The following is a 25,614-nucleotide window of genomic DNA, read 5'->3' on the forward strand; positions in this document are numbered from 1 at the left end:
TCGCAGGAGATTCCTACTGACTTCTCGCCCCACTGTTTTCCCAGAATGTCGCCATCAGGAAAACATTAATCAGACGATACCCGTCATTTCGCGCGCCGTCGCCGAGGTTCTTTTGAAATCCGATGGGAACCTCGCCAGATCCGCTTGCCGCGCGGCGCCAAGGCGAGCGGCAATAGGCCCGCCCCGGGGCACCCGCCCCCGGGGCGGCCCACCGCCGCAGCCCGCCGTACCGCGCGAAAGGAGGAACCGCCGTGGGAAGCACCGCCAAACGACGGCATGTCACGGGTAGCGACATTGCCGCGCTGCCGATCGTGCTGGACCCGGTCACCGCCGGGCGCATGCTCGGCATCGGACGCACCAGCACCTACCGATTGCTGGAAACCGGGGAGTTCCCCGCACCGGCATTTCGCGCGGGAAAGCAGTGGCGCATCCCCACCGCCGGAATATGCGCCCTGCTCGGCATCCCTTACCCACCGCCGGACGACAAACCAGGTTGCGGCCGGGCCGACACAACACCCGACTGTGAAAAGTGACAACCATGGCCCGCGAAGGATCGACCTTCAAACGCTGCTCCTGCCGCCACCCCCAGACCGGCAAACCGCTCGGCACCGCCTGCCCCAAACTCAAAAGGCCCGACGGGCGGTGGAACCCCGGCCACGGCAGTTGGGGCTACCAGATCGAACTGCCGCCCACCACGACCGGCAGGCGCAGGCAGGCCCGCCGCACCGGGCTGGGCTCCCAAGACGCCGCACGCCAGGAACTGGACCACATCAAAGACCTCCTCGGCCTGGCTCACGGCGAAGAGCACACCGCCGCCCGCATCGCCGACCTCATCAAAGAAGCACTGAACCGCCATCGGCCCCTGCCCGGGACGGAGGAGGTGCGCGCCCGCACCAGCGCGGGCGCCGCCCACCGCGACCGCATCCCCACCGTCGCCGAATGGCTGGACGAATGGCTCGCGGGAAAAAGGAAACTCGCCGACTCCACCCGCCTGTCCTACCAGGGCCACATCACCAACCACCTCGCCCCCCACATCGGGTGGGTGCGCCTGGACAAACTCGCGGTGGGCCACCTGCAGGCCATGTTCGACGCCATTGAGGAGACCAACGCCCACATACGCGCCTGCCGTGCCTCGTCCGATCCCCGCCTGCGGGCCTCGGTGCGGGGCAGGCGCGTTGTCTCCCTGTCCACCCAGCACCGCATCCGCGCCACGTTGCGCAGCGCCCTGAGCACCGCGCTGGCCCGCCCCGACCTTCCAGTGCAGTTCAACGTGGCCTCCCACCTGGAACTGGACGCCGCCCCGCGCCCCAAACCGGTGGTGTGGACGCCCGAGCGCCTCAAGCGCTACCGCGCAACCGGGACCGTGCCCGCACGGGTGATGGTGTGGACCCCCGAGCAGACCGCCGCCTTCTTGGAGCGCGCGCTGCGCCACCGGCTCTACGCCCTGTTCCACCTCGTCGCGTTCAAAGGGCTCCGCCGCGGAGAAGCCGTCGCCTTGGGCTATGACGATCTCGACCTGTCCGCCGGCACCGCCGACATCTCCCGCCAGACCGTCCAACTCGGCTGGAAGACCATCACCACCCAGCCCAAGACCGCCGCCGGAATCCGCACCATCACCCTGGACACCGAAACCGTGAAGGTGCTCAAAGCCTGGCGCAACCGCCACCACCGCGAGCGGCTCGCGGCAGGTGACTGCTGGAGTGACACCGGTCTGGTCTTCACCCACCCCGACGGCACCGCCCTGCAGCCCTCATGGGTGAGCGACCAGTTCACCCGCCTCGCCGCCGAGGCCGACCTGCCGCCCATCACCCTGCACGGCCTGCGCCACGGCGCCGCCTCACTCAGCCTGGCCGCCGGGGTCGACGTGAAGGTGGTCTCGGCCGAACTCGGCCACTCCACCACCTACTTCACCCAGGACACCTACCAGACCGTGTTCCCGGAGGTCGCGCGGGCTGCCGCCGAGGCCACCGCCGCGTTGGTCCCCCTGCGCCGCGCCCCATCGGCGCCCCGCAGCCGGGGCTGAGCCCCTGCCGGGCGGCCCGGCCCGGCAGGGGGCGCCCATGGCCCCGTGACGGCCCCGTCCGGGGGTGTCGCGGGGCCTATCCTTGCGGTGCCGGGCGGCGCACTACAGCGGCGTGTGGTGGGTGTTACGCCGGTCCGATGGGGGGCCGGGGTGTCCGGGTGGGTGTCCAGGAGCCAGCACGGAGCACGAGGAACGGGCGAAAGGGGCGTATCGCCGCCGCCCGGTTTGTCGCCCGCATGGTTTGACCTGCGGAAACGCGGCGCACCTGGCAGGATTCGAACCTGCGACCGTCGGATTAGAAGTCCGATGCTCTATCCACTGAGCTACAGGTGCTCGATTCAATTGTCGCCGTGCCCGGGGTCCGGTGAGGACATTGTGACCTGCGGGTTCGCGGGCACGTTGGCCTGGGGTGATGCGGGTGGGCTGCTGGGCCGGGTGCCTGTGGTCAGCGTGGCGGGCTGTGCCGGGGCGTGGCGCCTGGGCTGCGATGACATTCTAGGGTATTCGGAAGATGTCACCCATCACCGGGCAAAATAATAACAACTACGGACATTCGTAGTTGCGCCTCGTTAGCACGCGCGCTCCACCAAATCGGTCGCTACCGGCCTCCTGGAACACGTTACCCGTGATTAACCGCAGGTGGGGTGCCTACCGCGGGTGTTTCGCCAACTCGGCCCGGTCCCGGCGGCCGCTGCCCCCGCTTCCGCCGGTTCCCCCGGTTCTCCGCGTCCCCGGGTGGGGCGGGTGGGCTGGGGGAACGCCGACCGGGGGCGGCGACGTGGGCCGGGTCCGCCTCCACGGTGGCGGCCGCCGCAGTCCGGCCGGGTCTCGCCGTGCCGAGGGCGCCTTGCGACCGCACTCCGCCGGCGGCCGGGCCGGTGCGGCCCCTCAGTACTCCAACTCCGGCCGCAGCGGGCCGCCCACCGTGTGGAGGTGGCGGAGGACCTGGGCGTAGGAGTCGAGCAGGCCGGTCTCGTGGTAGGCGATGCCGTGCCGCGCGCAGAACGCCCGGACCAGGGGCTGGACGCGGGGTAGCGCCGAACGCGGCATGGATGGGAACAGGTGGTGTTCGACCTGGTAGTTGAGCCCGCCGAGGAGAACGTCGGTGAAGCGCCCGCCCCGGATGTTGCGCGAGGTCAGGACCTGGCGGCGGAGGAAGTCGACCTTGTCGCCCTTGGCGATGATCGGCATCCCCTTGTGGTTGGGCGCGAACGCGCACCCCATGTACAGCCCGAACAGTCCCTGGTGCACCGCGACAAAGCATACCGCCTGTAGTGGTGTGAGCACCAGGAGTACGGCGGCCAGGTAGGCGCCGAAGTGCGCCAGCAGCAGCGCGCCGTCGCGCAGGCGGGCGCCCAGGCGCGCGGCGCCGGTGCGGTCGAACAGCGGCCGCACGCTCGCGTAGTGCAGGTGCAGCCCCTCCAGGAGGAGCATCGGGAAGAACAGCCACGCCTGGCTGCGCGCCAGCAGGACCCCCACGCCCCGGCGGGCCTGTGACTGCTCGCGGGTGAAGGCGATGGCGTTGCCGCCGATGTCGGGATCGCGGTCGACGTGGTTGGGGTGGGCGTGGTGCCGGTTGTGCTTGGACACCCACCACTCGTAGCCGATTCCGGTCAGCAGGTTGCCGTGCAGCCGCCCGACCAGGTCGTTGACGCGCCTGTGGCGCGAGATCTGCTGGTGCCCGGCGTCGTGGCCGATGAACGCGGTCTGGGTGAACACCACCGCCAGGTAGGCGGCGACCGGCAGCTGCCACCACGAGGGGCCGATGAGCGCGAAGGCGGTCCACCCCGCGGCCAGCAGCGCCAGGTTCAGGCTGATGCGGACCGCGTAGGACACCGGACGCCGCCTCAGCAGCCCGGCCGCCTGGACCTCGCGCGAAAGGACGGCGTAGTCGCTGCCTCGGCGGGCCGGGGCCGGCAGGGCCGGGTCGAGGGGGCGGGGGCGGGACTCCTCGTCGGGAGTCGGGGCCTCTAGCGCCATATCGCCCGCTCGCGGCGCGAGCTCCGGCGCGGCGCCGAGGCCGCGGGCGAAGGGGCGGGCGGGTTCGGGCCCGCGGGGGGCCGGACCGGCACCGGGCCGGTGCCCGCGCCGGGGCCGGACCGGTTCACGGCTGCATCGCGCATTCGGGGGTGTCACTCCTGTTCGGGGCGGATGGCGGCCGGTCGGGAAGGAGGCGCGGCCGTGGCGTGCTGAACGTCCGCCGTTCCAGGAGCACCCGGAAAAGTGAACCACCTTGGGCAGGCGTGCTCGGGACCACGGGCGAAAACCCGCCCGTGGTGGGCCCTTTGCAGCTCCCTTGTGCTAACGCGATCGGGCGGGTCGGTGTTCCCCGGCTGTTCCGGCGCCCCGCCCGGTGGTTGCGACAACCGCGCCGGACACGGGCGTGCGGCCGACCCGCCATTCCCGCGCGTGCCCGTGCCCGGCGGCCGAAGCGGCGGCGGCCGCGCCCCGGACTCCGCGCGCGGCCCGGAGCCGTCCGGCCGGGCCGTCGCCGACTCCCCGCGCCCCCCGCCGCCGGCGCTCGCGGCCGCCCGAGACCCGGGCCGCCCTCCCGCCTCACCCGCCCCGACCGGCGGGGATGAAGTTGGCGTACTCCTCGATGCGGGTGATCTCCCCGGTGTCGTTGAATCCGAAGAAGACGGCGGCGTGCACCTCGCCGCGCGTTCCGTCCCGGGTGGCGACGTGCACCACGTGCTGCTGGAGGACCTCGCCGGGCCGGGAGAGTTGGCGGAGGATCTCATAGCGCATCGACTCGATGGACTCGATCCGGCCCTGCATCCCGGCGACGTTCTCCTCGATGGACTCCTCGCCCTTGCCGTCGTTGTGCCACACGGTGGCGGTGTCGGCGCACAGCGCGCGGGCGGCCGCCCAGTCGCGCGACTCCAGGGCGCGCAGGTAGGCGGTGGCCGTGTCCTTCAGGTCCTGACTCATGCTGTCCTCTTTCTGTGGCGGGCCGCGGTAACGGGCAGACGGGGGCGGGGCGGGTCAGTCGCCGCCGGTGGCGGAGCGGATCAAGGCGCGCTCGCCGGCCTCGACGCGCAGGGGCAGGTGGTTGCCGGGCGGCGCGAGCGGGCACACGAAGACCTCCGGGCTCAGGTGGTGGTGGGAGAGCGTGGCCCGGTTGAAGTCCACGTCCACCGCGCTGCCGGGCTCCAGCAGTGGCAGGACCAGCCAGCGGCCGATCCGCGGGGTGGAGTCGCCGTTGGTCTCGTCGGTGAAGACCACCAGGCGCTGCCCGGGGGACTCCTCCAGGACGGCGAGGACGTACTCGGCGCCGTGCACGGTCGCGACCAGGTCGACGGGAGCCGGGATGGCGTCCGTGCTCCGCGGGGCGGTCAGCCGTTCCACCTCGATCCGCCGACCCGCGGGAGCGGCCCGGTAGTGCCCGTGGAAGACCCAGTCCGGGTCGTAGGGGAAGCGGTCGATGCCGCTGAGGCCTGAGCGCGCGACCCGGCTCTGGTCCATGACGACGACACCGTAGAAGCCGTCGGCCCCGCCCGCGAAGCCGTTCAGGCCGCCGGGGAACTCCAGGGCGCTGCCGGAGGGCACGTCCGCGGTTCCGTCGACGGTCGCGCCGTTGACCCGCACGCCGTCCTCGGCCTTGGCCGTCACGGTCAGCGCTCCTGTCCCGGTGGTGGTCCACTCGCCGGGCAGGCCGGGCAGGGTGTGTGCCCCCCGGCCGTTGACCGCGGCCTTGGCGATGACCGCGCCCTTCCCGTTGGTTCCGGCGATCTCCTCCCACCGGCTCTGGCGCCAGGCGTGGTAGTCGGCGGGAATTCGGGGTTGGGTCATGGCGGTGCTCCCTTTCTCGCGGGTGGGGTGGATGAGCGGCCGCCGGCCGGTACGGCGGCCGGCGGTCAGGGGCGGCGGGCGGCCCAGACGGTGCGCTCGGTGCGGAGCGCGAGGTCGCCGCGGCGCAGGACGCCCCGCGGGCTGTCGGCGGCCAGGAGTTCGTCGAGCGCGGCGAGGTCCTCGGGGCCGAGCGCGGGCGCGGCGGCGCCGCGGAGGCGCCGCAGGGCGGCGTGGGCGTAGCGGCCGACGGCCCCACCGCCGTCGTCTTCGATCTCCACGGTGATGGTGCGCGTGTCCTCGACGGTGAACCCCGCGGCGGCCAGCATCGGGCCCCAGTCGGCACCGCGGTGGGGGAGGTGTTCGGTGTGGTGGCGGTCGACCGCGGCATGGGCGCGCTCTTCGAGTCCGGGCCGGTCCTCGGGCACGTCGGCGGGCAGGAAGCGGGGGAAGCCGCCCAGTTCCACGACGGCGATCAGGCCGCCCGGCGCCAGCAGCCCGCGGACGTCGGCCAGCGCGCGGTCGGGGCGGGCCAGGTGGTGCAGGGAGGCGGAGGCCCACACCAGATCCGGTGTGCCCAGGTCGGGCCAGGGGGCGGTGTCGAGGTCGGCCCGCACGGTGCGCACGCGGGCGCCCGCCTTCTCGCGCACGAGCCGCAGGTGGTCGGCCGCGGTGTCGACGGCGGTGACCCGCGCCCCGGGGAAGCGTTCGAGGAGGGCGAACGTGCCCGCGCCGGTGCCGCAGCCCAGGTCCACGATGTGGCGCGGCTCGGACTCCAGCGGGAGCGAGGAGACGATGGACGCGATGTGCTCGGCGAGCACCTCGGCGTCCAGGTCGAGGATCTCGGCCAGGCCGGTGTCGCCGTCCGGCTGGTGGGGGCCGTGCGGGCCGCTGTGGTGATGGGTGTGGTCGTGCGCTGTGCTCATGGCACCACCGTAGGCACCCCATGCGTCTTCCGCACGAATTCTTGCGTACTACGCAAAGAGGTCGACCGGTGCGCTGCCCGGCGCGCAACCGCCTCCTGTTTTCCGCGGCGCCGCCTGGACTCCGGGGGCGCTACTCGCCGGTACCCCCGGAACCGTCGTGGTCGCCGGGGCCGTCGGCGCCGCGCTGGTGCCCGCGGCGGGCGTCGCGGTCGAAGATGCCCAGGATCTCGCACGGCCCGCCCTCGGCGCCGATGGCGTGCGGCAGCATGGTGGGGAACTCGGCGGCCTGGTTGGTCTCGACGCGGAACCGGCGGTGGCCGAGCAGGAGAACCGCGGTACCCGACAGGACCACCAGCCATTCGCGGCCGGGGTGGGCGCGCATCCGGGCGGGGTTGTCGGGCGGCGGCGCGGTCATCCGCTGGCGCATGACGGTCATTCCGGGGTCGCCCTTGATGGGCCAGCGCATCAGGCCGTGGGTGCCGTCGATCATCGGGCTGATGACGACGTCGTCGGCGGCGTTCTCGACGAGCTGGTCCAGCGTGGTGTCCAGAGCGCGGGCCAGGGTGACGAGCTGGTCGAGGGCGAGGCGGCGCTGACCGTTCTCGATGCGGCTGAGCGAGGACTGGCTCAGGTTGGCGCGGCCGGCCAGTTCCTCCAGGGACCAGCCCTGGGCGACCCGCAGGGCGCGGATGCGTTTGCGTACGAGGCTGTCCAACTGCCCGTCTTCTTGCTTCATGGGCAACATGCTATGCCCTGAACGCAAAAGGTGCGTAGCGTCGCCGAGAAGACGGTCCAGTCCGGAGACCGAGACCGCGGAGGAGAAGGAACGCGACATGTCCACCCCGACCTCCCGCTACGAGAGCGACACCCTGCCCACCGAGACCGTGGACGTCGCCGTGATCGGCGGCGGCGCCCCGCGCAACGCCCCCGCCGCGGCGATGCACGGCTTCATCGTCCTGGACGGCACCCCGCCAACGGAGATCCTGGAGAGCACCAACGGCACCGCCCTGGACGAGGACGCGCGCGTTCGGCGGCCTGCCCGAGGACACCGGCGTCACCGACCGCACCGCGCCGCCCGGCTCCGCCTACGCCCAGGCGGTCGCCGACCTCGACCGGGTGCGGCCCGTCGCCGCGCCCGGCGCCCGCCACCAGTACAGCAGCGCCAACTACCTGCTGCTGGGAGCGGTGGTGGAGGCCGCCACCGGGCGGCCTTTTACCGACGTCCTCGCCGAGCGCCTGCTCGACCCCATCGGCGCGGTCGACACCGTGGCCACTCCCGCGCAGGCGGCCGCCGTCCCGCCCGGCCACCGCTACGTCTTCGGCCGCCCCCTCGCCTTCGCCGACGCGCCCTACGATCCCGCCGGTCCCAGCTACGGCTACATCGGCGGCCCGGTCACCGACCTGGCGCGCTTCGCCGCCCTGCACCTCAACGACCGTGTCGGCGGCCAGACACCGCCGCTGGAGCCGGGCGCCTTGGCGCGGACGCACACCCCCCAGGCGCCGGTGAGCCCCACCGCCGCCTACGGGCTCGGGTGGCGCGTCGACGAGCGCAACGCCGACCTGGGCACCACCACCGTGTGGCACGGCGGCGCGGTGAGCGGATACCACGCCATCGTGGTGCTGCTGCCCGAGCGCGAGCGCGGACTGGTGCTGGTGCAGAACGCCCACGGCCCCTTCCAGGACGACCTCGTGGTGGGCACCGGCCTGGGGGCGGCGCGCATCCTCGCCGGCGGGGAGCCCGCGCCCGACCGGGGCGGCGCCGGCTACCCCGCCCTGCTGGCCGGCCTCGGCGCGGTGGCCGCCGCGGCCCTGGTGCTCGGCGTCCGGGACGCGGCGCGGATGTGGACGGGGCGGGTGCGCCCGGCCGCGCCCGCCCGCGCGGCCGCCGGTGCGGCGCTGTGGCTGGCGGGGTGCGCGGCGGTGGGCGGGGCGGCGGCGGTGGGGCTGCCGGCCGCGGCCGGGTTCGACCTGGCGGACGTGCTGCTGTGGGCGCCCGACGCGGGGTGGCTGGCCGGCTGCGTGGCGGCGGCCTGCGCCGCCCTGGGCGCGGTGCGGATCGGCGTCGCCGTGGCGGCCGTGCGCCCGCGTGCCCGGCTGTGAGGCCGGGGCCGCCGCGCGCCTCGGCGGCGGCGCTCGAACGGCCCGGGCCCGCGGGCCGCGCGCGCGGCGGCCCGCTTGACACCGGCCGCTCCGCGGTGCATTGTTTCGTTCATCGAATATTTTGACAAACGAACGGAGATGGGCGGATGCGTGCGGTGATCGTGGGCGGTGGTATCGCGGGCCCAGCGACGGCGATGGCGCTGCGGGCGGTCGGGATCGATTCGCTGGTGGTGGACGCGAACCCGGCCGACCGGGGCGAGGTGGGGTCGTGGTTCACGGTCGCGGCCAACGGCGTCGCGGCGCTGGCGGCGATCGACGCGTTGGAGCAGGTGCGCGGGCTGGGGGTCCCCACCGACCGGAACGTCATGGTGAGCGCCTCCGGGCGCACGCTCGGCACCGTCCCGCTGGGATCGGCGCGCCCGGACGGCACCGTCGCGCTGTCGTTCCACCGCACCCGGCTGGCCGCGGCGCTGACGGACCTCGCGCGGCGGCGCGGGATCGAGGTGCGGACGGGCGCCCGCGTGACGGGCGCGGCCACCGGCGACCGCGGCGCTCGCGTCACCCTGGACTCGGGCGAGGTCATCGCCGGGGACCTGGTGATCGGCGCCGACGGCATCAACTCGGTGGTGCGTGCGGCCGTCGACCCGCGGGCCCCCGAGCGGCGCTACACGGGGCTGGCCAACTTCGGCGGGGTCACCGAGCACACCCCGCTCGCCGCAGCCCTCGACCCGGGGGCCTGGCGGCTCGTCTTCGGCAGGCGGGCCTTCTTCGGGGCGCTCCCCACCCCCTCCGGCGACGTGGTGTGGTTCGCCAACGTCCCCCGCCCCCCGGTCTCGCGCCAGGAGCGGGCGGGCACGCCGTTGGAGGCGTGGCGGCGGACGCTGGTGGACCTCGCCGCCGCGGACGCCGGCCCGTTCCGCGACCTGATCGCCGCCGGCCGCCTTGACCTGGCGGGCGACAACACGTTCGACCTCCCCCATGTGCCGGTGTGGCACCGCGGGCGGCTCGGTCTGGTCGGCGACGCGATCCACGCCCCGGCGCCGAGTTCGGGCCAGGGCGCGTCGATGGCGCTGGAGGACGCGGTCGTCCTGGCGTCGTGCCTGCACGCGGCTGCCACGCCCGAGGCCGCCTTCGCGGCCTTCGAGGGGCGACGGCGCGAACGGGTCGAGGGCATCGTCGCCGAAGGGGCGCGGTCGAGCGGCTTCAAGACCGCCGGTCCGGTGGGCCGCGTCATCCGGGACGCCGTCCTGCGCGCCGTGTTCCACCGGATCGCGGCGCGGCGGACGCAGGCGTGGATCACCGACCACCGTGTCGCGCTCCCCGGCCTCCAGGCCGACCGGCCCGCGTGAGCGCCCCGCGCGGCGGAGACCGGGTGAGGGGCGGCCCGCCCTCTCACGCGGGCGGCGCGGACCGCCCGCCCGCCGCGTCCAGCCACGCGCGGAGCTGACCGGCGGTCCGCACGCCGGCTTCGGCCACCGCCTGGTAGACGAGGTGCCCCGGGACCGGCCCCTCGCCGCCGTCGGCCTCGCGGGTGGCCGCCTTGAGCGCCAGGACGGCGGCGCGCACCTCGTCGGTCATCGACGGACCGAAGCGCCGCACGTGGGCGAGGTCGGGCTGGCGGTCGGGCCGGTCGACGAACCACAGGTCCACCGTCCACCGGTTGCCCAGCGGCGACCGGCAGTCGAGGCCGAGGTAGAAGCCGTCCGGATAGCGCGGATCGCAATTCCAGGGGCCGGTGTCGTCGCGGATGGTGACCTCGCGGACGTCCTCGTGCTCGGCGAGGCGGGCGCCCAGCCGCGCGATGCGCCCCACGGTGTCGGGGTCCAGGCGCGCGCAGGACGTCGTCACGTCGATGTCGCGCCGGTGGAGCACCCGCAGGGCGGCCGCCCCGACGAGCCGGGGTTCACCGATCCGTTCGAGGCGGCGCCGAAGCCCGAGCCGCGCGCCCACCGCCAGGGCCTCGCGCTCCAGGCGCGCCTCGCGTTCCAAAAGGTCCGCGCGCGCCTCCGGCGCCGCGCCGCCGTCCTGCCGCATCGGGTCAGCTCTTGGCGGGCGCGAGCGCCAGGGTCGCGCCCATGCCGATCAGCAGGCCGCCGCCGGTGGCGCGCATCGAGGACAGCCGGCGCGGCGACGTCGCGAACCACGCGCGGGCCGCCGAGGCCATGAGCGCCCAGCACGCGTCGCACGCCAGGGCGATCAGCGTGAACACGACCCCCAGGACCGCCATCTGCAGCGGCACACCGCCGGCGGCGGGGTCCACGAACTGCGGCAGAACCGCGACGAAGAAGACGATGGTCTTGGGGTTGGTCACCCCCACCGTGAAGCCCTGCGCCAGGGTGCGCCACGGCGACTCCGGCTCCCCGGCCCCCGCGACCGCCGCCGGATCCGCTCCCGCGCGCCGGTGGCGGATCGCCTGCAGCCCCAGGTACACGAGGTAGGCCGCGCCCAGCAGTTTCACCGCCAGGAACAGCGGCGCCGAATGCGCCACCACGCCGCCGAGGCCGATGGACACGAGCAGCACGAGCGGCAGCCCGCCCAGTTCGTTGCCCACCACGCTGAGCAGGCCTCCCCGCCGGCCCAGCGCCAGCGTCCGCCCGATCACGAACAGCACACTCGGTCCGGGGATCACGATCAGCGCCAGTGACATCACCGCGAACCCGATCAGCGCCTGCGCTTCCAACACCCGTGTCTCCTTCGTCACCCGGCCGCGCGCCCGGCGCGCCCGCCGTCCGCGGCCCCGCCCACGCTACCCCCGCCGTCCGCGGGGCGCGCGGGAGCGTTCCGCCACGCGGCGGGTGTGCTCCTCGGCGTTGCGCGCCATGCGGCTGATGAGCCGCTCCATCGCGGCGATCTCCTCGGCGCCGAACCCCTCCAGCAGGCGCTGCCCGTCGCGCACCACGGGACCGTACATCTCCCACAGCAGCCGGCGCCCCTCGTCGGTCAGCGCGACCAGGACCTTGCGCCGGTCGGCCGCCGACGCCTCGCGCCGAACCAGGCCGCGCCGGCTCAGCCGGTCCACCAGCGCGGTGGTCGCCGCGGGCCGCAGGCCGACCGCCCGGGCCAGTTCGCCCGCCGGCATCGCCGCCTCGGACAGCCAGTCCAGGCAGCGCAGCTCCGCCGCGCCGAGGTCCAGGGCCCGCCCGACCTCGTCGTCGAAGTTCTGAACCGACCTCTGGTAGCGCTGGATCGCCCGTCCGAACGCCTCAGCGGCGGCGCGGCGCGAGGTGTCCACCCACATCTCCTTCGGCCACCGGATAGTTCGCCGATCATACGGTATCGGCTATGCCGGGCCGGCGGGGCGCGCTTCCCCGGGGGATGCCTGCTCGGCGAGCGGGTGCCGCCGCGAAACCCGCCCGAGCGGATTCCCCTAACCGGAACCGGCCACAAGGGCGCGGGACGCCCGCGCGCGGCGCTCGGCGGCGCCGCGCGGCCGACGCGGCGGCCCCACTTCCTGGCGCGGAGCCCGGCGGCCCCGCGCGGGCGGCCCCCACCGCCTCCGGCGACACAGGTGTTCGGCGCGGGGGTAAGGAGACCGGCGCCGCCGCGGAGGTTGTGGCACGTCAGCGGCGGGGAACGCTGACGTTCGTGTACACCATCGGGAGGGCCCGGACCCGTGACACTGCAGACCGGTCATAACCACCAGGCCGCGTTCACCGCTCTGCAGGAGCGGCTGGCCTCACCGCTCGACGGATCCCCGCACCCGCGCACCGTCCTGGTCCTGCCCAGCTTCACCCTGGACCCGGCCGGCATGGCCAAGATCCCCGGAGTCATGCACTACGAGGAGCGGCTGCTGTCCTTCCTCCACCTGCTGCGCGCCCAGGACCGCCGCCTGGTGTACGTCACGAGCACGCCGATCCCGCCGATCGCCGTCGACTACGCGCTCGGCCTGGTGCGGTCCCTGCCCGCCTGGCACGCCCGCCGCCGGCTCACCCTGGTCGACTGCGCCGACGCGAGCCCCCGGCCGCTCACCCGCAAGATCCTCGCCCGCCCCGACGTGGTCGAACGGCTGCGGCGGGCCGTCGGCGACCCCCGGGACGCCTGCATCCTCGCCTTCAACGGCTCACCCCACGAGCGCGAACTCGCCCTGCGGCTCGGCATGCCGCTGTTCGCCTGCGGGCCGGACCTCGCCCACCTGGGCTCCAAGAGCGGGGCGCGGGAGGTGTTCGCCGAGGCGGGCGTGCCCTCCCCGGCCGGGTTCGGGCACCTGCGCGACGAGGACGACCTCGTCAAGGCGCTGGCCGCGCTGCGCGCCCGGGCGCCCGCGTCCACACGGGCGATGATCAAGGTCAACGACGGCTTCGGCGCGGGCGGCAACGCGCTGTTCGACTTCCGGGGAGCCCCGGCCGCCGGCGGGCTGGAGACCTGGATCCGCGCGGCCCTGCCCCGGCGCGTCACCTTCGCCACGGCTCCGGAGAGCTGGGAGCGCTACCGCGCCAGGTTCGCCGAGATGGGCGGGGTCGTCGAGGAGTTCGTGGAGGGCGCCGACAGCAGGTCACCGTCGGCCCAGGTCAGCGTCGCGCCCACGGGCGAGGCCCGGGTGCTGTCCACCCAGGACCAGTTCTTCGTCGGCGCCGGGCGGCAGACCTACGCCGGCTGCACCGCGCCCGCGCACGAGGACTACCGCCGCGACGTGCACGGCCTGGCCCTGCGCACCGGGCGGGCGCTGGCCCGCAAGGGCATGGTCGGCATCGCCAGCGTGGACTTCGTCTCGGCCCTCGTGGGCGGTGTCCGGCGGCTCTTCGCGGCCGAGATCAACCTCCGCATGGGCGGCGGCACCGCACCGCGCATGTTCCTCGAAGGCGTCGCCGACGCCCGCCTCGACGAGGAGACCGGAAGCTTTCGCACCCCCGACGGGCGCCCCCTCTGCTACCTGGCCACCGACCGCCTGGAGAGCGAGGCCTACCGCGACCTGACCCCGGAGCGGGTGCTGGACACCGCCTACCGCGGCGGCCTGCTCTACGACGAGCGGGCGGGCTCGGGCGCGGTCTTCCACATGCTCGGCGCGCTGCCGGGCTTCGGGAAGATGGGGGCGGTCGTCGTGGACCGCACCACGGCCGCCGCCCACGACCGGTACCGCGCCGTGGTGGCGGCCCTGGACGCCGCCGCGGCCCGCCCGCCGGGGCAGGCCGCGGGGTGACCCGTGCCGCCGCCCGGCCGGCCGACGGCGCGGCGGGCGGCCCGGCGGCCGGCCTCAGCCGAGGGCGACCGCACCGGAGGGGCACGTCTGGGCGGCCTCCCGGACCGACGCGTGGCGGTGCGGCGGCGGCGCGGGGTCGAGGAGGACCACGCGGCCGTCGTCGGGGTCCTGGTCGAAGGTGTCGGGGGCGCGCAGGACGCACATGCCGGCGCCGACGCAGCGGTCGCGGTCGATTCGCGGTCGCATCACGGCCTACCCCTCGTCCCAGGTCACCGGAAGCTCCACGACCCCGTGGACGGTGGCGTCGACGCGCACCGGGACCTCCTCGGGAGCGACCGCCAGGCGCAGGCCCGGCAACCGCGAGAGCAGCGCCCGGTAGGCGATCCGCAGCTCCACCCGCGCGAGCTGCTGGCCCACGCAGGCGTGGACCCCGTGGCCGAAGGCCAGGTGCCCGGTGGGGGACCGGTGCGGGTCGAGGGTGTCGGGGCCCGCGAACCGCAGCGGGTCGCGGTTGGCGGCCTGGAGGGAGACGGCGACGGTGTCGCCGGCCCGGATCGTGTGCCCGGCGAGCTCGACGTCCTCCAGCGCCACCCGGGCGCCGGTGTGGGCGATGCTGAGGTAGCGCAGCAGCTCCTCGGCGGCCGGGGCGACCAGTTGGGGGTCGGCGCGCAGCTCGGCGAGCCGGTCGGGGTTGCGCAGCAGGGCGAACGTGCCCAGGGCGATCATGTTGGCGGTGGTGTCCAGCCCGGCGCCCAGCAGCACGACCCCCAGGGTGGTCAGCTCGTCGTCGGTCAGGTCGGTTGCGGCCAGCTCCGAGAGCAGGTCGTCGGTGGGCTCGGCGCGCTTGGCCCGGACGAGGTCGCCCAGATAGGCGGAGAGCGCCGCCGCGGCCGCGCCGGTGTCCTCGTCGAGGGCCCCGCCGGTGAGGACCTCGGCGTGCCTCTGGAAGCGGTCGCGGTCGGCGTAGGGCACTCCGAGCAGTTCGCAGATGACCATCGCCGGGACGGGCCGGGCGTAGGCGGCGACGAGGTCCGCGGGCGGGCCCTGCCGCTCCATGGCGTCCAGGTGCTCCGCGCAGATCCGGGTGACCCGCTCGGTGAGCAGGCGCATCCGGCGGACGGTGAACCGGCCGGCCAGCAGCCTCCGGTAGCGGGTGTGCTCCGGCGGGTCGATGCCGGTCAGGTCGCCCGGGGGCGCCGGGGGCAGGCCGCCGGGCGGCATCCCGGGTACCGGGAGGCGCATCAGCTCGTAGCGGGAGCTGAACCGGGGGTCGCCGAGCACCGTGCGCACCACGGCGTGCCCGGTCGCCAGCCAGCCGACGTGCCCGTCGGGGTAGGCCATCGGGGCCAGCGGCCGCTCCCGGCGCACGCGGCCGAGTTCGGCGGGGGGATCGAAGGGGCAGCCGGCGGGCCGCTCGGTGGGGAGCCCGGGCAGCGGAGGGGGCGCCGCCGCCGTCTCGGGGGTCGGGGACGTGGGGGGCTGGGGGGTCATGGCGGTGTCCTCCTGGTGTCGTGGGCGGGACGGCCCGGCGCCTCAGTCGGGGGTGGGCAGCTCTCCGGACGCGCGCAGGGCGTCGCGGTGGGACCGCCACTCGGCCGCGACCTGCGGCAGGCGGTCGGCGAGGAAGTCGTAGAAGGCGGCCAGCTCCAGCAGGCGCGCGCGGCGCCGGGGGGAGGTGTCGGCCAGGGCGGACAGCCCCTGGCGCGTCATGGCCGCGTGCTCCCGGTACTGCTGCGCGGCGTCGAGGTCGCGGGGCCCGAACTCCGGGTCCAGCCGGATCCGGTCGACCCGCTCGCCGGCGGGCCGGTAGCGCTGGATGTAGGACAGCCGCTCCAGTACCGCGACGGCGGTGCCGATCGAGCTGCGGCTGGCGCTCAGCGCCGCACTGAGCTGCGCCGGGGTCTGCGCCGGGGGATCGCAGACCATCAGCCAGCCCAGTACGCGTCCGGTGATCGGCGCCATCCCGAACTGCTGGGCGAACCAGCGGCCGACATGGTCGGCGAAGGCCACCTCGTCATCCTTACTCATGCTCCGATAATTCCAGTAATTCCTGGAAAGTCAACAGCTGTCGCCGGGGCGCGGTTCGCGGAAACGGGACGGCGTGCGGCCGGGTCAACGCGCGTCCGTGTCCCGGGCGGGTGCGGCCCCGGCGGCGGACAGCGGTGCATGCTAGCTTGATGCGTGCTTCAGCTGTCGGCCTGACGGACCAGGGGAGTCGGGAACGTGCCGGACACCGGATCGCGGGGCTCCGCCGGAGCCGCTCGTGTGCCGCGCGAGGTGGTGGACGCGGCCCTGCGTGTCGCGCGGCGGCTGGGCAAGGACGTCGCCGACGTCCCCACCCGGGAGATCGCGCTGGAGGCGGGGATCTCGCGCAGCACCCTGCTGCGGCGCCTGGGCGGCCCTCGCGAGGCGCTGGACGAGGCGGTGCGCGCCGCCGGGGTCGACCCGGGCGGGCAGCCGCCGGTCCGCGACCGCGCCATCACGGCCTGCGCCCACCTGATCGGCGAGCACGGCCTGGCCGGGCTGACCCTGGAGGCGGTCGCGGCCAGGGCCGACTGCTCGGTGCACAGCGTGTACGCGGCGTTCGGCGGGCGCAACGACCTGCTTGAGGCGGTCTTCGAGCGCTACAGCCCGATTCTGGACGTCGAGCAGATCCTGGACGGTCCGCCCCGGGGGCTGCCGGAGACCGTCCGCCTGATCTACCGGCGGCTGGCCCAGGCCCTCGACCGGGAGCCGCGCGTGCTGCCGGCCATGCTCGCCGAGGCGTTCGCCCGCCCGGCGGCGCCGGCCTCCCAGGCGCTGGTACGGCACTTCGTGCCCCGCGTCCTGGCGGTGCTCGGGCGGTGGCTCGCCGACGAGGTCGCCGCCGGCCGCATCCGCCCCATGCCGGTCACCCTGCTGCTCCAGCAGTTGGTCGGGCCCATGCTCATGCACTTCCTCACCCGCCCCGCGCTGGGCGGCGTCCGGCAGGTCGACCTGCCCGATCCCGAGGAGGCGTGCGAGGAGTTCGCGGCGGCGTTCGTGCGCGCCGTCGCGCTGCCCGCGCCGGGCGGCGACCGGGACTGAGGTCCCCGGCGCCCCCGCGGCGCGGGTCCGAAGGCGGTCAGCGCCGGGCCGGCGGTCGGGCGGCCGCGGGCCGCCGGAGGTGGGCGGCGAAGCCCAGGACGAGCCCGAACACCACCCACGCCACCAGGACGAGGGAGGGCTCGGCGGCCCCGGTGCCGTCGAAGAACGCGTTGGCGCGCAGCAGGCTGCCGGCGGCGCCGGGCGGCAGGAGTTGTCCGAGGGCCGCCCAGCCAGGCGGCAGCCAGTGGGGTCCGGTGGCCAGGCCGGAGAGCGGGTTGCCCAGCAGCATCATCACGGCCGCCCCCGTGGCCGGCCCGCCCAGGCCCAGCAGGGCCTCCAGGCCGACGAACGCCACCGACAGGGCCGCCACGCCCAGGCCCAGCCCCAGCGCGCTCACCCAGTAGTCGCCGGCCAGCGAGCCGGTCGCGTACTGCAGGACCGCAGTGGCCGCGGCCCCGGCGACCAGGGAGAACAGCACGGCACCGGCCAGCCGCAGGCGCACGTTGGCGCGGCCGGGGAACACGCGGGAGAGGACGGCGGCCGGGAGGATCCCGCCGAAGATGAGCGGGAGCCCGGCCGCGGCGAATCCGGAACCGCGCGGATCGTCCTCGGGGAAGGGCGCGAGGTCGTGGACGGTGGCCGCCGCCTGCTGCCGGGCGGCGGCGGAGTCGGCCATGGCCGTGAGCGCGCCGGCGGCCAGCGGCGCGCCGGCGGTGGCGGTGTAGACGTCGATCCCGTCGGCGGCCAGCGCCAGGCCGCCCGTGATCTCGCGGTCCTCGACCGCGTCGGCGAGGGCGCCGGCGTCCTCGTAGAGGGTGACGTCCCACTCGTCGCCGTCGAGCCGCTCCTGCAGCGGCTCGGTCGCGGCCCGCGGGCCGGTCAGCCCGATCGGCACCTCGTGGGGGCCGCCGTGGACCCCGGGCAGGGCGAACGCGCCCAGCATCAGGACCACCAGGGCGGCGAGGCCGAGCACGGCGCCCACCAGGCGCGCGGCCGCTGCGGGCCCCGAGGCCGCGCTCGGCGGCTGGGGGGCGGGGGTTGCGGACATGGCGATCGTGTCTCCTTCGGCGCCGCCGAGCCGCCGGGCAGGGGCGGCGGCAGGGCTGCGGCGGGATGGGGCGTGCCTCGTGGACGGCGCGGCCCGCTTCTTCCGCCTTTCGTATCGTGACGCACGTTCACAGGGCAACGTGATTCATGTATCAAGTCGGGTGTGCGGCACCCCGCTGGAGGGCGCGGGGGACGGCCTCCGGCGGGTGGAGCGCCATGTTCTACCTGGTCAGCGTGCTGTGGAGGGCGGCGGGATACGCCGACCGCCTGTCACATGAGCGGAAGCCGCGGTGTCCTGTGCTGTTCGCTCTGCGAGCACCAGGCGGAGGCGGCGCCGCGCCACCCCACCGGCGCACCCCCCGGCCGCCGTGGCAGCGCGTCCGGCCGGGGGCGGCCAGGGTCCGCTCCTAGAAGGGCTCGCGGCGCAGGGTCACCTCGAACCCCAGGCCCGGTACCACCAGCGTGCCGTCGTCGCCGGCGCTGATGTCGGAGGCGAAGACCTCGTTGGGGTAGTCGAACGGCCCCGCGCGCAGCTCCGCGGTCACCACGCGGGCGACCTCGGCGGGCGCCCGGGGATCGGTCTCCGGGAGCCTGATGTGCCACCGGTTGTGCGGGTCGGTGCCCTGCCACCCCCGCCCGCGCATCCGCTCCGCGGTTTCGGGGGTCGGCGGCGGACCGGGCACGACGGCGCACGGTTCGCGGCCGGGCGTCCCCGGGTCGTACGTCACGACCAGGTCCACCGGCGGGTTCCACCGGGCGCGCAGCCGCATGCCCGCCCAGTCTCCCGGTGCCTGCACCGGAAGGTGCTCGGCCCAGGACGCGAGCAGCAGCGCCGGCCGCTCCTCGGCGTCCTGCCAGGTGCAGGTGCGGGCGACGGAGGAGTCGTTGAGCCACCGGTCGCGGCCGCCGCCGGGGCCGCCCCGGTCCAGCGCCCAGGCGTAGGGCAGCCCGCCCTCGACGAACTCCGCGTACTCGCGCTCGGCGAACCGCGCGGAGTCGTGGACGGAGAGGACCGCCGCGCCGTGGTCGCCCGAGAGCAGCAGGGTGCGCGTCGGGCGGACCCACCGCACGCTCGGCCCGTGGTCGGTGCCGCCGAGGAGCGTGGGCGGGCCGAGGCGCGCGATGATCGCCGCGTACACCGGGCGCAGTGCCGCGCGCCGCTCCACCGGGCCGCGCCCCTCGGGGTGGGCGAGGACGGTCGTGGGCCGGTCGAGGGCGCGGTCGGCGCCGTTGAGCAGGCGGTCCGCCAGACCGGCCGCGTCCTGGGGCTCAGCGCCGGGGGCGGTAGGTGATGTGCGTGACCAGCGACGCCGAGCGCCCGGAGACCTGCTCCAGGTCCACCCCCGACACGCCCGCGAACAGGCGCTCGCCGGCGCCCAGCACCACCGGCGCGATGTGCAGGCGCAGTTCGTCGAGCAGGCCGGCGGCCAGGTACTGGTTGATGGTCGCCGCCCCGCCGCAGACCGCGACCGGCCGGTCGCCGGCGGCCGCGCGGGCGCGGTCCAGCGCGGCCCCGATGCCCTCGGTGACGAAGTTGAAGGTGGTGCCCCCGCGCATCTCGACGGGATCGCGGGGATGGTGGGTGAGCACGAACACCGGCGCGTGGTAGGGGGGCTCCTCGCCCCACCAGCCGCGCCAGTCCTCGTCCCACGCGCCGCGGACGGGCCCGAACATGTTGCGGCCCATGACGTAGGCCCCCGCCGAGGTGATGGCGTCGACCTCGGCCCGGTTCTCGTCGGGGGTCTGGAACATCCAGGCGTGCAGGTCCTCGCCGGCTCCCTCGCCGAGGGGGTTCTCGCGGGACTGGTTGGGGCCGGCGACGTATCCGTCGACCGAGACCGATACGTCGCACACGACCTTGCTCACGGGTGCCGCCCTCCGGGATCGTCCACGGGCCGGCCGGTCCGCCGGCCGGTTGCCCGCAGCTTAGACGGCGGGTCAGACACCGGCGGCGCATCCCGGGGCGCGCGCCGTGTCGGGCGGGCGTGAGGGCTCAGGGGCCGGACGGGGGCGGCTCGGTGAAGGCGCCGGCCGCCCCGGCGAGGGCCGCGGTCCGGGCGGCGCTCCGGGGCAGATGGGGGTCGGGCGGCGTGCGCAGGAGGACCAGCTGGTGGTACAGCGGCGCGGTGGCGGCGATGAGCAGCCGCCGCGCGTCGGTGCGCGGCGGGAGTTCGCCGCGCGCGACGGCCCGCGCGACGACGATCTCGCAGCGGGTGTAGCGGTCCTCCCAGAGCCGCTGCTGGGCCTCGGCGGCCTTCTCGGAGCGGAACGACGCCGCGATCAGCGCGGCCATGACCGACGGCCGCGCGGACATGGCGTCCTGGATCTCCTGGTTCAGCGCCGTCAGGTCGTCCTCCAGCGAGGCGGTGTCGGGCGGCCGCCAGTCGTCGTCGCCCGCGGCGTCGAGGACGTCGGCGAGCAGGCCGCCGACGTCGCCCCAGCGGCGGTACACCGTCGCCCGGTGCACGCCGGCGCGGGCGGCGACGGACTCGACGGTGAGCCCGTCGTAGCCGTGTTCGCCCAGTTCGGCGCGGACGGCGTCGAGCACCTGGGCGCGGACGCGGGCGGTGCGGCCGCCGGGGCGGCGCCGGGTGGGCGGCCCGGCGGGCTGGGGATCGGGGTCTGCGGGAGTGGTCACTGGCCGTCCGGTTGCTCGGAGGGGCGGGGTTGTGGCACCATCTTAATACATCAGTTGTCGCATTAGTGGAGTCCGCGATGTTCCTCCGAAGCGTTCACCCGGCCGCGCGGTACCCGACCGCCGCCCCGTCCTCGAATGCTTGGGAGAACACGCATGCCCACTCAGATCACCGCGCGCGCCGTCAGCAAGGCGTTCGACGGCAGGCCCGTCCTTGACTCGGTCACCTGCTCGCTCGCCGCGGGCGAGCGCACCGGGATCGTCGGCGAGAACGGTTCCGGAAAGACCACGCTGCTGCGCCTGTTCGCCGGGCGCGAGCGGCCCGACCAGGGCGAGGTGGTGGTCCACGCCGACGGCGGTGTCGGCTACCTCGCCCAGCACGAGTCCCTGCCGCCCGAGGCCACCGTCCAGCAGGTGGTCGACCGCGCGCTGAGCGGACTGCGCGCGATCGAGGCGCGGATGCGCCGCCTGGAGGCGGCGATGGCCGGCGGCGACACCTCCGCCCTGGCCGAGTACGGCGAGCTGGCCACCGCGTTCGAACTGCGCGGCGGCTACGACGCCGACTCCCGCGTGGAGCGCGCCCTGCACGGCCTCGGCCTGGGGCTGGTCGACCGCGACCGCGCCGTTGGCGGCCTGTCCGGCGGCGAGCGGGTCCGGCTGCGGCTGGCGGCCCTGCTGGCGGCCTCGCCCGAGGTCCTGCTGCTCGACGAACCCACCAACCACCTCGACGACTCCGCGCTGACCTGGCTGGAGGACCACCTGCGCACCCGGCGCGGCACCACGGTGGCGGTCTCCCACGACCGGGTCTTCCTCGAACGCGTCGCCACCACCCTGCTGGAGGTCGACGCCGACACCCGCCGCGTCGTCCGGTACGGCGGCGGCTACCCGGGCTACCTCGCCGAGAAGGCCGCGGCGCGGCGGCGGTGGGCCCAGGCGCACGCCCGGTGGCGCGACGACGTCGACCGGCTGCGCGAGACCGCCGCCACCACCGCCCGCCGGGTGGCGCCCGGGCGCGCGATGCGGGACGGCAACAAGATGGCCTACGACCGGGCCGGCGGCCGCGTCCAGCAGGCGCTGGCCGGCCGGGTGCGCAACGCCGAGGAGCGCCTGCGGCGGCTGCTCGCCGACCCCGTGCCGCCCCCGCCCGAGCCGCTGCGGTTCACCCCCGCCCTGCGCGCCGGCCGGCGGGAGGGCACCGTGCTCGACGCCGCCGGGATCACCGTCGCGGGCCGGCTCGCGCCCGTGGACATCACCGTCGAGGCGGGCGGGCGCCTGCTGGTCACCGGGCCCAACGGCACGGGCAAGAGCACCCTGCTCCGCGTCCTGGCCGGCGTCCTCGCCCCCGACGGCGGGAGCCTCACCCGGCGCGGCCGCACCGCCCACCTCCCCCAGGACCCGGTGCCCGGCCGACCCGACGACACCCTCCTGGCCGCCTTCGCCCGCGGCCGCGAGGGAGACCCCGGCGACCACGCCGACCGGCTGCTGGCGCTGGGCCTGTTCGCCCCCGCGCACCTCACGGTGCCGGTCGGGCGGCTGTCCACCGGGCAGCGGCAGCGCCTCGCCCTGGCGCGGCTGCTCAGCACCCCGGCCGACGTCCTGCTGCTGGACGAGCCCACCAACCACCTCTCGCCCGCCCTCGTGGAGGACCTGGAGGCCGCGCTCTCCGGGTACGGCGGCGCGGTCGTGGTCGTCAGCCACGACCGCCGGCTGCGCCGGCGGTGGCGGGGCCACCACCTGGCCCTGGGGCCGGCCCAGGCGCCCGCCGCCACGGCCTGACCCGCTCCGCACACACCGTTCCCGGAAGAAAGCGTTTTGCCATGCCCGTGCCCGCCGACCCGACAGCGGTCCACCCGATGCCCGGCCAGCCGCGCCTGGTGCTGCTCAAACCGCTGGTCACCTCCCCGCTGATCGAGGTCGGGGAGTTCTCCTACTACGACGACCCCGACGACCCCACCGCCTTCGAGACCCGCAACGTGCTGTACCACTACGGCCCCGAGAAGCTGGTGATCGGCCGGTTCTGCGCGCTGGGGGAGGGCGTGCGGTTCATCATGAACGGCGCCAACCACCGCATGGACGGCCCCTCCACGTTCCCGTTCCCGATCATGGGCGGCTCGTGGGCCGACCACTTCGACCTCATCACCGGCCTGCCCGGCCGGGGCGACACCGTGCTCGGCCACGACGTCTGGCTCGGCTACCGGGCCATGGTGATGCCCGGCGTGCGCATCGGGCACGGCGCGATCGTGGCCTCGGGCTCCGTCGTCGTCGACGACGTCCCCGACTACGGCGTTGTCGGCGGCAACCCCGCCCGCCTCATCCGCCGCCGCCACAGCCCGGCCGACATCGACCGCCTGCTGGCCCTGGCCTGGTGGGACTGGCCGATCGAGCACATCACCGAGCACGTCCGCACGATCATGTCCGGCAGCGTCGACGATCTGGAGCGCGCGGCGCCCGGCAACGCAAAGGCCGGCACCGCGTGAGGTGACGGCGCGGCGCCGGGCCCGTCCGGTGAGCGATCCCGGCGCCGCTCTCCCTCCGCGCCCGCACCACGCCCGCCGCCGTGCCCCCGTGCCGGCGGCCCGACCCGCCCCCACCCAGTCTCCCCGCGCCCGGAACCGAGGAACCCCATGCCCACGACCCCGCACGCGCCGTTCGCCGACCTGCTGCGCGCCCACACCGTCCCGCTCACCCACCTCGACCCCGACGCGCCGCTCGACGACCTGGAGCCGCTGGACGGCGTCATCGGCGACGCCCGCGTCGTCGCGATCGGCGAGCACTCCCACTTCGTCCGCGAGTTCGCGCTGCTGCGCGACCGCCTCCTGCGGTACCTGGTCGAACGCCGCGGGTTCACCGTCCTGGCCTTCGAGTACGGCTTCAGCGAGGGGTTCGGCCTCGACGCCTGGGCCCGGGGCGAGGGCGCCGACACCGACCTCGCGGCCCTCCTCGCCGGGGCGGTCCCCGTGGGGGTCGAGGCCCCCCTGCGCCGGCTGCGCCGATACAACCGCACCGCCGCGCGGCCGGTGGGGTTCGCCGGCGTCGACGTCCCCGCCGCGGGCGGCTCCCTGCTGCCCGCGCTGTCCCCGGTCGCCGACTACCTGCGCCGGGTCGACCCCGAGGCGGTCCCCGAGGCCGAGGCGGCGATCCGCATCGCCGCCTCCTTCGCGGGCGACTCCGGTGCCGTGGCCGCCCCCGCCTGGGCCCGGCTGGCGACCGCAGAGCAGGACGCCCTCAGCGCGGCCCTGGCGCGGCTGCTGATCCGGTTCCGCGCGGTCGAGCCGCTGTACACCTCGCGCGGCACCCGGCACGACTACGACGTCGCGCTGCGCCGCCTGGAGGGCGCCTGCCACGCCGACTACACCTTCCGCGCGCTGGCCGGCCTCTTCGCCGGGAAGGGGCTCACGGCCGACACCTCCGCCCGCGACCGCTACATGGCCGAGTCGCTGCTGTGGCACCTGGAGCGCGGCGCGCCCGGCACCCGCGTGGTGCTGATGGCCCACAACGCCCACATCCAGAAGGCGCCGATCTCCTTCGACGGCCGCCTCACCGGGTTCCCCATGGGCCGGCACCTGCGCGAGGCCCTCGGCGACGGCTACTTCGCCCTGGGCCTGACCAGCGTCACCGGCCACACCCCCGAGATGCGCCGCGACGAGAACGCCCGCTTCGGCTTCGTCCTCGACACCACCCCGCTGGGTCCGCCCGAGCCGGGCGGCGTCGAGGCCGCCTTCGCCGAGGCCGGCCTCGGGCCCGGCGTCGCCGATCTGCGCCGGATACACGCGTCGGCGGGGGAGGGCGCTGATCCGGCCCCGGGGCCCGACCGCGTCCGGATGCAGAGCACCCACCTGCGCACACCCGTCCTCGAGGCGTTCGACGGCATCCTGTGCACCCCGGAGTCCACCGCCGCCGACGTCCTCGGCGCCGGGTGAAGCACTCCGGCGCCCGCGCCGCGCCCCGGCCGCCGCGGCGCCGCGCGCGGCCCCCGTAGGCTGGGCGGCGCCCCCGCGCGGGCCGGGGCGCCGCCGCGCGCCCCCGCCCGGCTCCCACCCGCCCGCCCCAGCCCCGGGACCGCCCATGACCGACACCGAGCACCGCGTCCACGCCGTCGCCCGCGCCGCCGACGGCACGGCACTGGCCTACCAGCACGAGGGCCGGGGGCACCCGCTCGTCCTCCTCGCCGGGCAGGCGAACAACCACCACTGGTGGGACCCCGTGCGCGCGGACTTCCACGGCGCCCACACCACGATCACCCTCGACTACCGGGGCACCGGCGGCAGCGGCGCGCCCGCCGGGCCCTACTCCACGCCGCTGTTCGCCGACGACGTGGTGGCGGTCCTGGACCACCTCGGCGTCGAGCGCGCCGACGTCTACGGGACCTCCATGGGCGGCCGGGTCGCGCAGTGGCTCGCCGCCCGCTACCCCGGGCGCGTCCGGCGGCTGGTGCTGGGCTGCACCTCGCCGGGCGGGCCGCACGCCGTGGAGCGCGACGCCTCGGTGCGCCGCGCCCTGGCCCAGCCCGACCCCGCCAGGGCGCGGGAGGCCCTGGCCGACCTGATGTACACCCCCGCCTGGCGCGCCGCCCACCCCGGCCCCTACACGACCCTGGGCGATGCGGACATGCCCCCGCACGCCCGGCGCGCCCACCTGCGGGCGAGCAGCGGGCACGACGCCTGGGACGCCCTCGCGCACATCGGCGCCCCCACCCTGCTCCTGCACGGCGGCGACGACCGCCTCACCCCGCCCGACAACCTCGCCCTGCTGGCCGACCGAATCCCCGACACCCGCGCGCACCTGCTCCCCGGGGCCCGGCACGCCTACTTCGAGGAGCACCGGGCCGAGGCCGGTGGACTGGTCGCGGCGTTCCTCGCATGAGCCGGTTGGTGAACGTCGCAGGCCGCCG

At 75.6% G+C, this 25,614-nt stretch carries 25 protein-coding genes and 1 tRNA gene; 10 read left to right on the plus strand and 16 right to left on the minus strand.

Features of this window, described 5'->3' with window-relative positions; translation table 11 throughout:
- Nucleotides 1-251: 251 nt before the first annotated feature.
- Both HNR12_RS22855 and HNR12_RS22860 read left to right on the plus strand, forming a co-directional pair.
- Nucleotides 252-533: a helix-turn-helix domain-containing protein gene (locus tag HNR12_RS22855; RefSeq protein WP_338119818.1), complete on the plus strand. Its 282-nt coding sequence runs from the start codon at nt 252-254 to the stop codon at nt 531-533.
- Between the two features lie 5 nt (nt 534-538).
- A complete protein-coding gene (locus HNR12_RS22860) occupies nt 539-2,023 on the plus strand; it encodes a tyrosine-type recombinase/integrase (protein ID WP_179769493.1) in 1,485 nt (494 codons plus the stop codon).
- 260 nt (nt 2,024-2,283) lie between these two features.
- Here HNR12_RS22860 and HNR12_RS22865 read toward each other — a convergent pair.
- The 6 genes from HNR12_RS22865 to HNR12_RS22890 form a co-directional block, all read right to left on the minus strand.
- Nucleotides 2,284-2,356: transfer RNA gene (locus HNR12_RS22865), tRNA-Arg, on the minus strand.
- A 555-nt stretch (nt 2,357-2,911) separates the two neighbouring features.
- Nucleotides 2,912-4,003, minus strand: coding sequence for a fatty acid desaturase family protein (locus HNR12_RS22870; RefSeq protein WP_179769494.1), 1,092 nt, complete (start codon nt 4,001-4,003; stop codon nt 2,912-2,914).
- 576 nt (nt 4,004-4,579) lie between these two features.
- Nucleotides 4,580-4,954: a nuclear transport factor 2 family protein gene (locus HNR12_RS22875; RefSeq protein ID WP_179769495.1), complete on the minus strand. Its 375-nt coding sequence runs from the start codon at nt 4,952-4,954 to the stop codon at nt 4,580-4,582.
- A gap of 54 nt (nt 4,955-5,008) precedes the next feature.
- Nucleotides 5,009-5,815 (minus strand): DUF1684 domain-containing protein, encoded by an 807-nt coding sequence (locus HNR12_RS22880; RefSeq protein ID WP_179769496.1) that lies wholly within the window; start codon nt 5,813-5,815, stop codon nt 5,009-5,011.
- Between the two features lie 65 nt (nt 5,816-5,880).
- Nucleotides 5,881-6,738, minus strand: a complete 858-nt coding sequence (locus tag HNR12_RS22885) for a class I SAM-dependent methyltransferase (RefSeq protein WP_179769497.1) — start codon at nt 6,736-6,738, stop codon at nt 5,881-5,883.
- Between the two features lie 130 nt (nt 6,739-6,868).
- Nucleotides 6,869-7,474: a helix-turn-helix domain-containing protein gene (locus tag HNR12_RS22890; protein WP_179769498.1), complete on the minus strand. Its 606-nt coding sequence runs from the start codon at nt 7,472-7,474 to the stop codon at nt 6,869-6,871.
- A gap of 299 nt (nt 7,475-7,773) precedes the next feature.
- Here HNR12_RS22890 and HNR12_RS27930 point away from each other — a divergent pair, with 299 nt between their 5' ends.
- Together HNR12_RS27930 and HNR12_RS22900 are read left to right on the plus strand one after the other, a co-directional pair.
- Nucleotides 7,774-8,838, plus strand: coding sequence for a serine hydrolase domain-containing protein (locus HNR12_RS27930; protein WP_218903188.1), 1,065 nt, complete (start codon nt 7,774-7,776; stop codon nt 8,836-8,838).
- Between the two features lie 146 nt (nt 8,839-8,984).
- Complete coding sequence (locus HNR12_RS22900) at nt 8,985-10,187, plus strand: FAD-dependent oxidoreductase (protein ID WP_179769499.1); 1,203 nt, start codon at nt 8,985-8,987, stop codon at nt 10,185-10,187.
- 43 nt (nt 10,188-10,230) lie between these two features.
- Here the strand turns inward: HNR12_RS22900 and HNR12_RS22905 are convergent, their stop codons facing one another.
- From HNR12_RS22905 to HNR12_RS29245, 3 genes are all read right to left on the minus strand, one after another.
- Nucleotides 10,231-10,872, minus strand: coding sequence for a hypothetical protein (locus tag HNR12_RS22905; RefSeq protein WP_179769500.1), 642 nt, complete (start codon nt 10,870-10,872; stop codon nt 10,231-10,233).
- Between the two features lie 4 nt (nt 10,873-10,876).
- Nucleotides 10,877-11,521: a LysE family translocator gene (locus HNR12_RS22910; protein ID WP_179769501.1), complete on the minus strand. Its 645-nt coding sequence runs from the start codon at nt 11,519-11,521 to the stop codon at nt 10,877-10,879.
- Nucleotides 11,522-11,584: 63 nt separating this feature from the next.
- A complete protein-coding gene (locus HNR12_RS29245; protein ID WP_308118970.1) occupies nt 11,585-12,070 on the minus strand; it encodes a MarR family winged helix-turn-helix transcriptional regulator in 486 nt (161 codons plus the stop codon).
- A 381-nt stretch (nt 12,071-12,451) separates the two neighbouring features.
- Between HNR12_RS29245 and HNR12_RS22920 the strand changes: the two genes are divergently transcribed.
- The gene (locus tag HNR12_RS22920) at nt 12,452-13,975 is read left to right on the plus strand and encodes a peptide ligase PGM1-related protein (RefSeq protein WP_218902021.1); all 1,524 of its coding nucleotides are present in this window, start codon (nt 12,452-12,454) and stop codon (nt 13,973-13,975) included.
- Nucleotides 13,976-14,029: 54 nt separating this feature from the next.
- On the opposite strand, the gene HNR12_RS22925 is transcribed toward HNR12_RS22920, so the two are convergent.
- The 3 genes from HNR12_RS22925 to HNR12_RS22935 are packed head-to-tail and all read right to left on the minus strand — an operon-like array spanning nt 14,030 to nt 16,003.
- The gene (locus HNR12_RS22925; RefSeq protein ID WP_179770843.1) at nt 14,030-14,221 is read right to left on the minus strand and encodes a ferredoxin; all 192 of its coding nucleotides are present in this window, start codon (nt 14,219-14,221) and stop codon (nt 14,030-14,032) included.
- 6 nt (nt 14,222-14,227) lie between these two features.
- Nucleotides 14,228-15,466 (minus strand): cytochrome P450, encoded by a 1,239-nt coding sequence (locus HNR12_RS22930; protein WP_179769503.1) that lies wholly within the window; start codon nt 15,464-15,466, stop codon nt 14,228-14,230.
- Nucleotides 15,467-15,508: 42 nt separating this feature from the next.
- Entirely contained in the window at nt 15,509-16,003 is a 495-nt protein-coding gene (locus HNR12_RS22935) for a MarR family transcriptional regulator (protein ID WP_179769504.1), read from the minus strand.
- 195 nt (nt 16,004-16,198) lie between these two features.
- Here HNR12_RS22935 and HNR12_RS22940 point away from each other — a divergent pair, with 195 nt between their 5' ends.
- The gene (locus HNR12_RS22940) at nt 16,199-17,041 is read left to right on the plus strand and encodes a TetR/AcrR family transcriptional regulator (RefSeq protein WP_308251341.1); all 843 of its coding nucleotides are present in this window, start codon (nt 16,199-16,201) and stop codon (nt 17,039-17,041) included.
- Nucleotides 17,042-17,078: 37 nt separating this feature from the next.
- Here HNR12_RS22940 and HNR12_RS22945 read toward each other — a convergent pair whose 3' ends face one another.
- The 4 genes from HNR12_RS22945 to HNR12_RS22960 all read right to left on the minus strand — a co-directional run bounded on the left by HNR12_RS22945 (nt 17,079) and on the right by HNR12_RS22960 (nt 20,726).
- Nucleotides 17,079-18,089, minus strand: a complete 1,011-nt coding sequence (locus tag HNR12_RS22945) for a hypothetical protein (protein ID WP_218902022.1) — start codon at nt 18,087-18,089, stop codon at nt 17,079-17,081.
- Between the two features lie 406 nt (nt 18,090-18,495).
- Complete coding sequence (locus HNR12_RS22950) at nt 18,496-19,254, minus strand: hypothetical protein (RefSeq protein ID WP_179769505.1); 759 nt, start codon at nt 19,252-19,254, stop codon at nt 18,496-18,498.
- A gap of 103 nt (nt 19,255-19,357) precedes the next feature.
- A complete protein-coding gene (locus HNR12_RS22955; RefSeq protein WP_179769506.1) occupies nt 19,358-19,954 on the minus strand; it encodes a dihydrofolate reductase family protein in 597 nt (198 codons plus the stop codon).
- A gap of 127 nt (nt 19,955-20,081) precedes the next feature.
- Nucleotides 20,082-20,726 (minus strand): TetR/AcrR family transcriptional regulator, encoded by a 645-nt coding sequence (locus tag HNR12_RS22960; RefSeq protein WP_179769507.1) that lies wholly within the window; start codon nt 20,724-20,726, stop codon nt 20,082-20,084.
- 153 nt (nt 20,727-20,879) lie between these two features.
- Here HNR12_RS22960 and HNR12_RS22965 point away from each other — a divergent pair, with 153 nt between their 5' ends.
- The 4 genes from HNR12_RS22965 to HNR12_RS22980 all read left to right on the plus strand — a co-directional run bounded on the left by HNR12_RS22965 (nt 20,880) and on the right by HNR12_RS22980 (nt 25,586).
- Nucleotides 20,880-22,499, plus strand: coding sequence for an ABC-F family ATP-binding cassette domain-containing protein (locus HNR12_RS22965; RefSeq protein WP_179769508.1), 1,620 nt, complete (start codon nt 20,880-20,882; stop codon nt 22,497-22,499).
- Between the two features lie 41 nt (nt 22,500-22,540).
- Nucleotides 22,541-23,200, plus strand: coding sequence for a CatB-related O-acetyltransferase (locus HNR12_RS22970; RefSeq protein ID WP_179769509.1), 660 nt, complete (start codon nt 22,541-22,543; stop codon nt 23,198-23,200).
- A gap of 147 nt (nt 23,201-23,347) precedes the next feature.
- Nucleotides 23,348-24,643, plus strand: coding sequence for an erythromycin esterase family protein (locus HNR12_RS22975; protein WP_179769510.1), 1,296 nt, complete (start codon nt 23,348-23,350; stop codon nt 24,641-24,643).
- A 145-nt stretch (nt 24,644-24,788) separates the two neighbouring features.
- A complete protein-coding gene (locus HNR12_RS22980; protein WP_179769511.1) occupies nt 24,789-25,586 on the plus strand; it encodes an alpha/beta fold hydrolase in 798 nt (265 codons plus the stop codon).
- Nucleotides 25,587-25,614 lie beyond the last annotated feature (28 nt).

Source organism: Streptomonospora nanhaiensis (assembly GCF_013410565.1).
GTDB classification, from domain to species: domain Bacteria; phylum Actinomycetota; class Actinomycetes; order Streptosporangiales; family Streptosporangiaceae; genus Streptomonospora; species Streptomonospora nanhaiensis.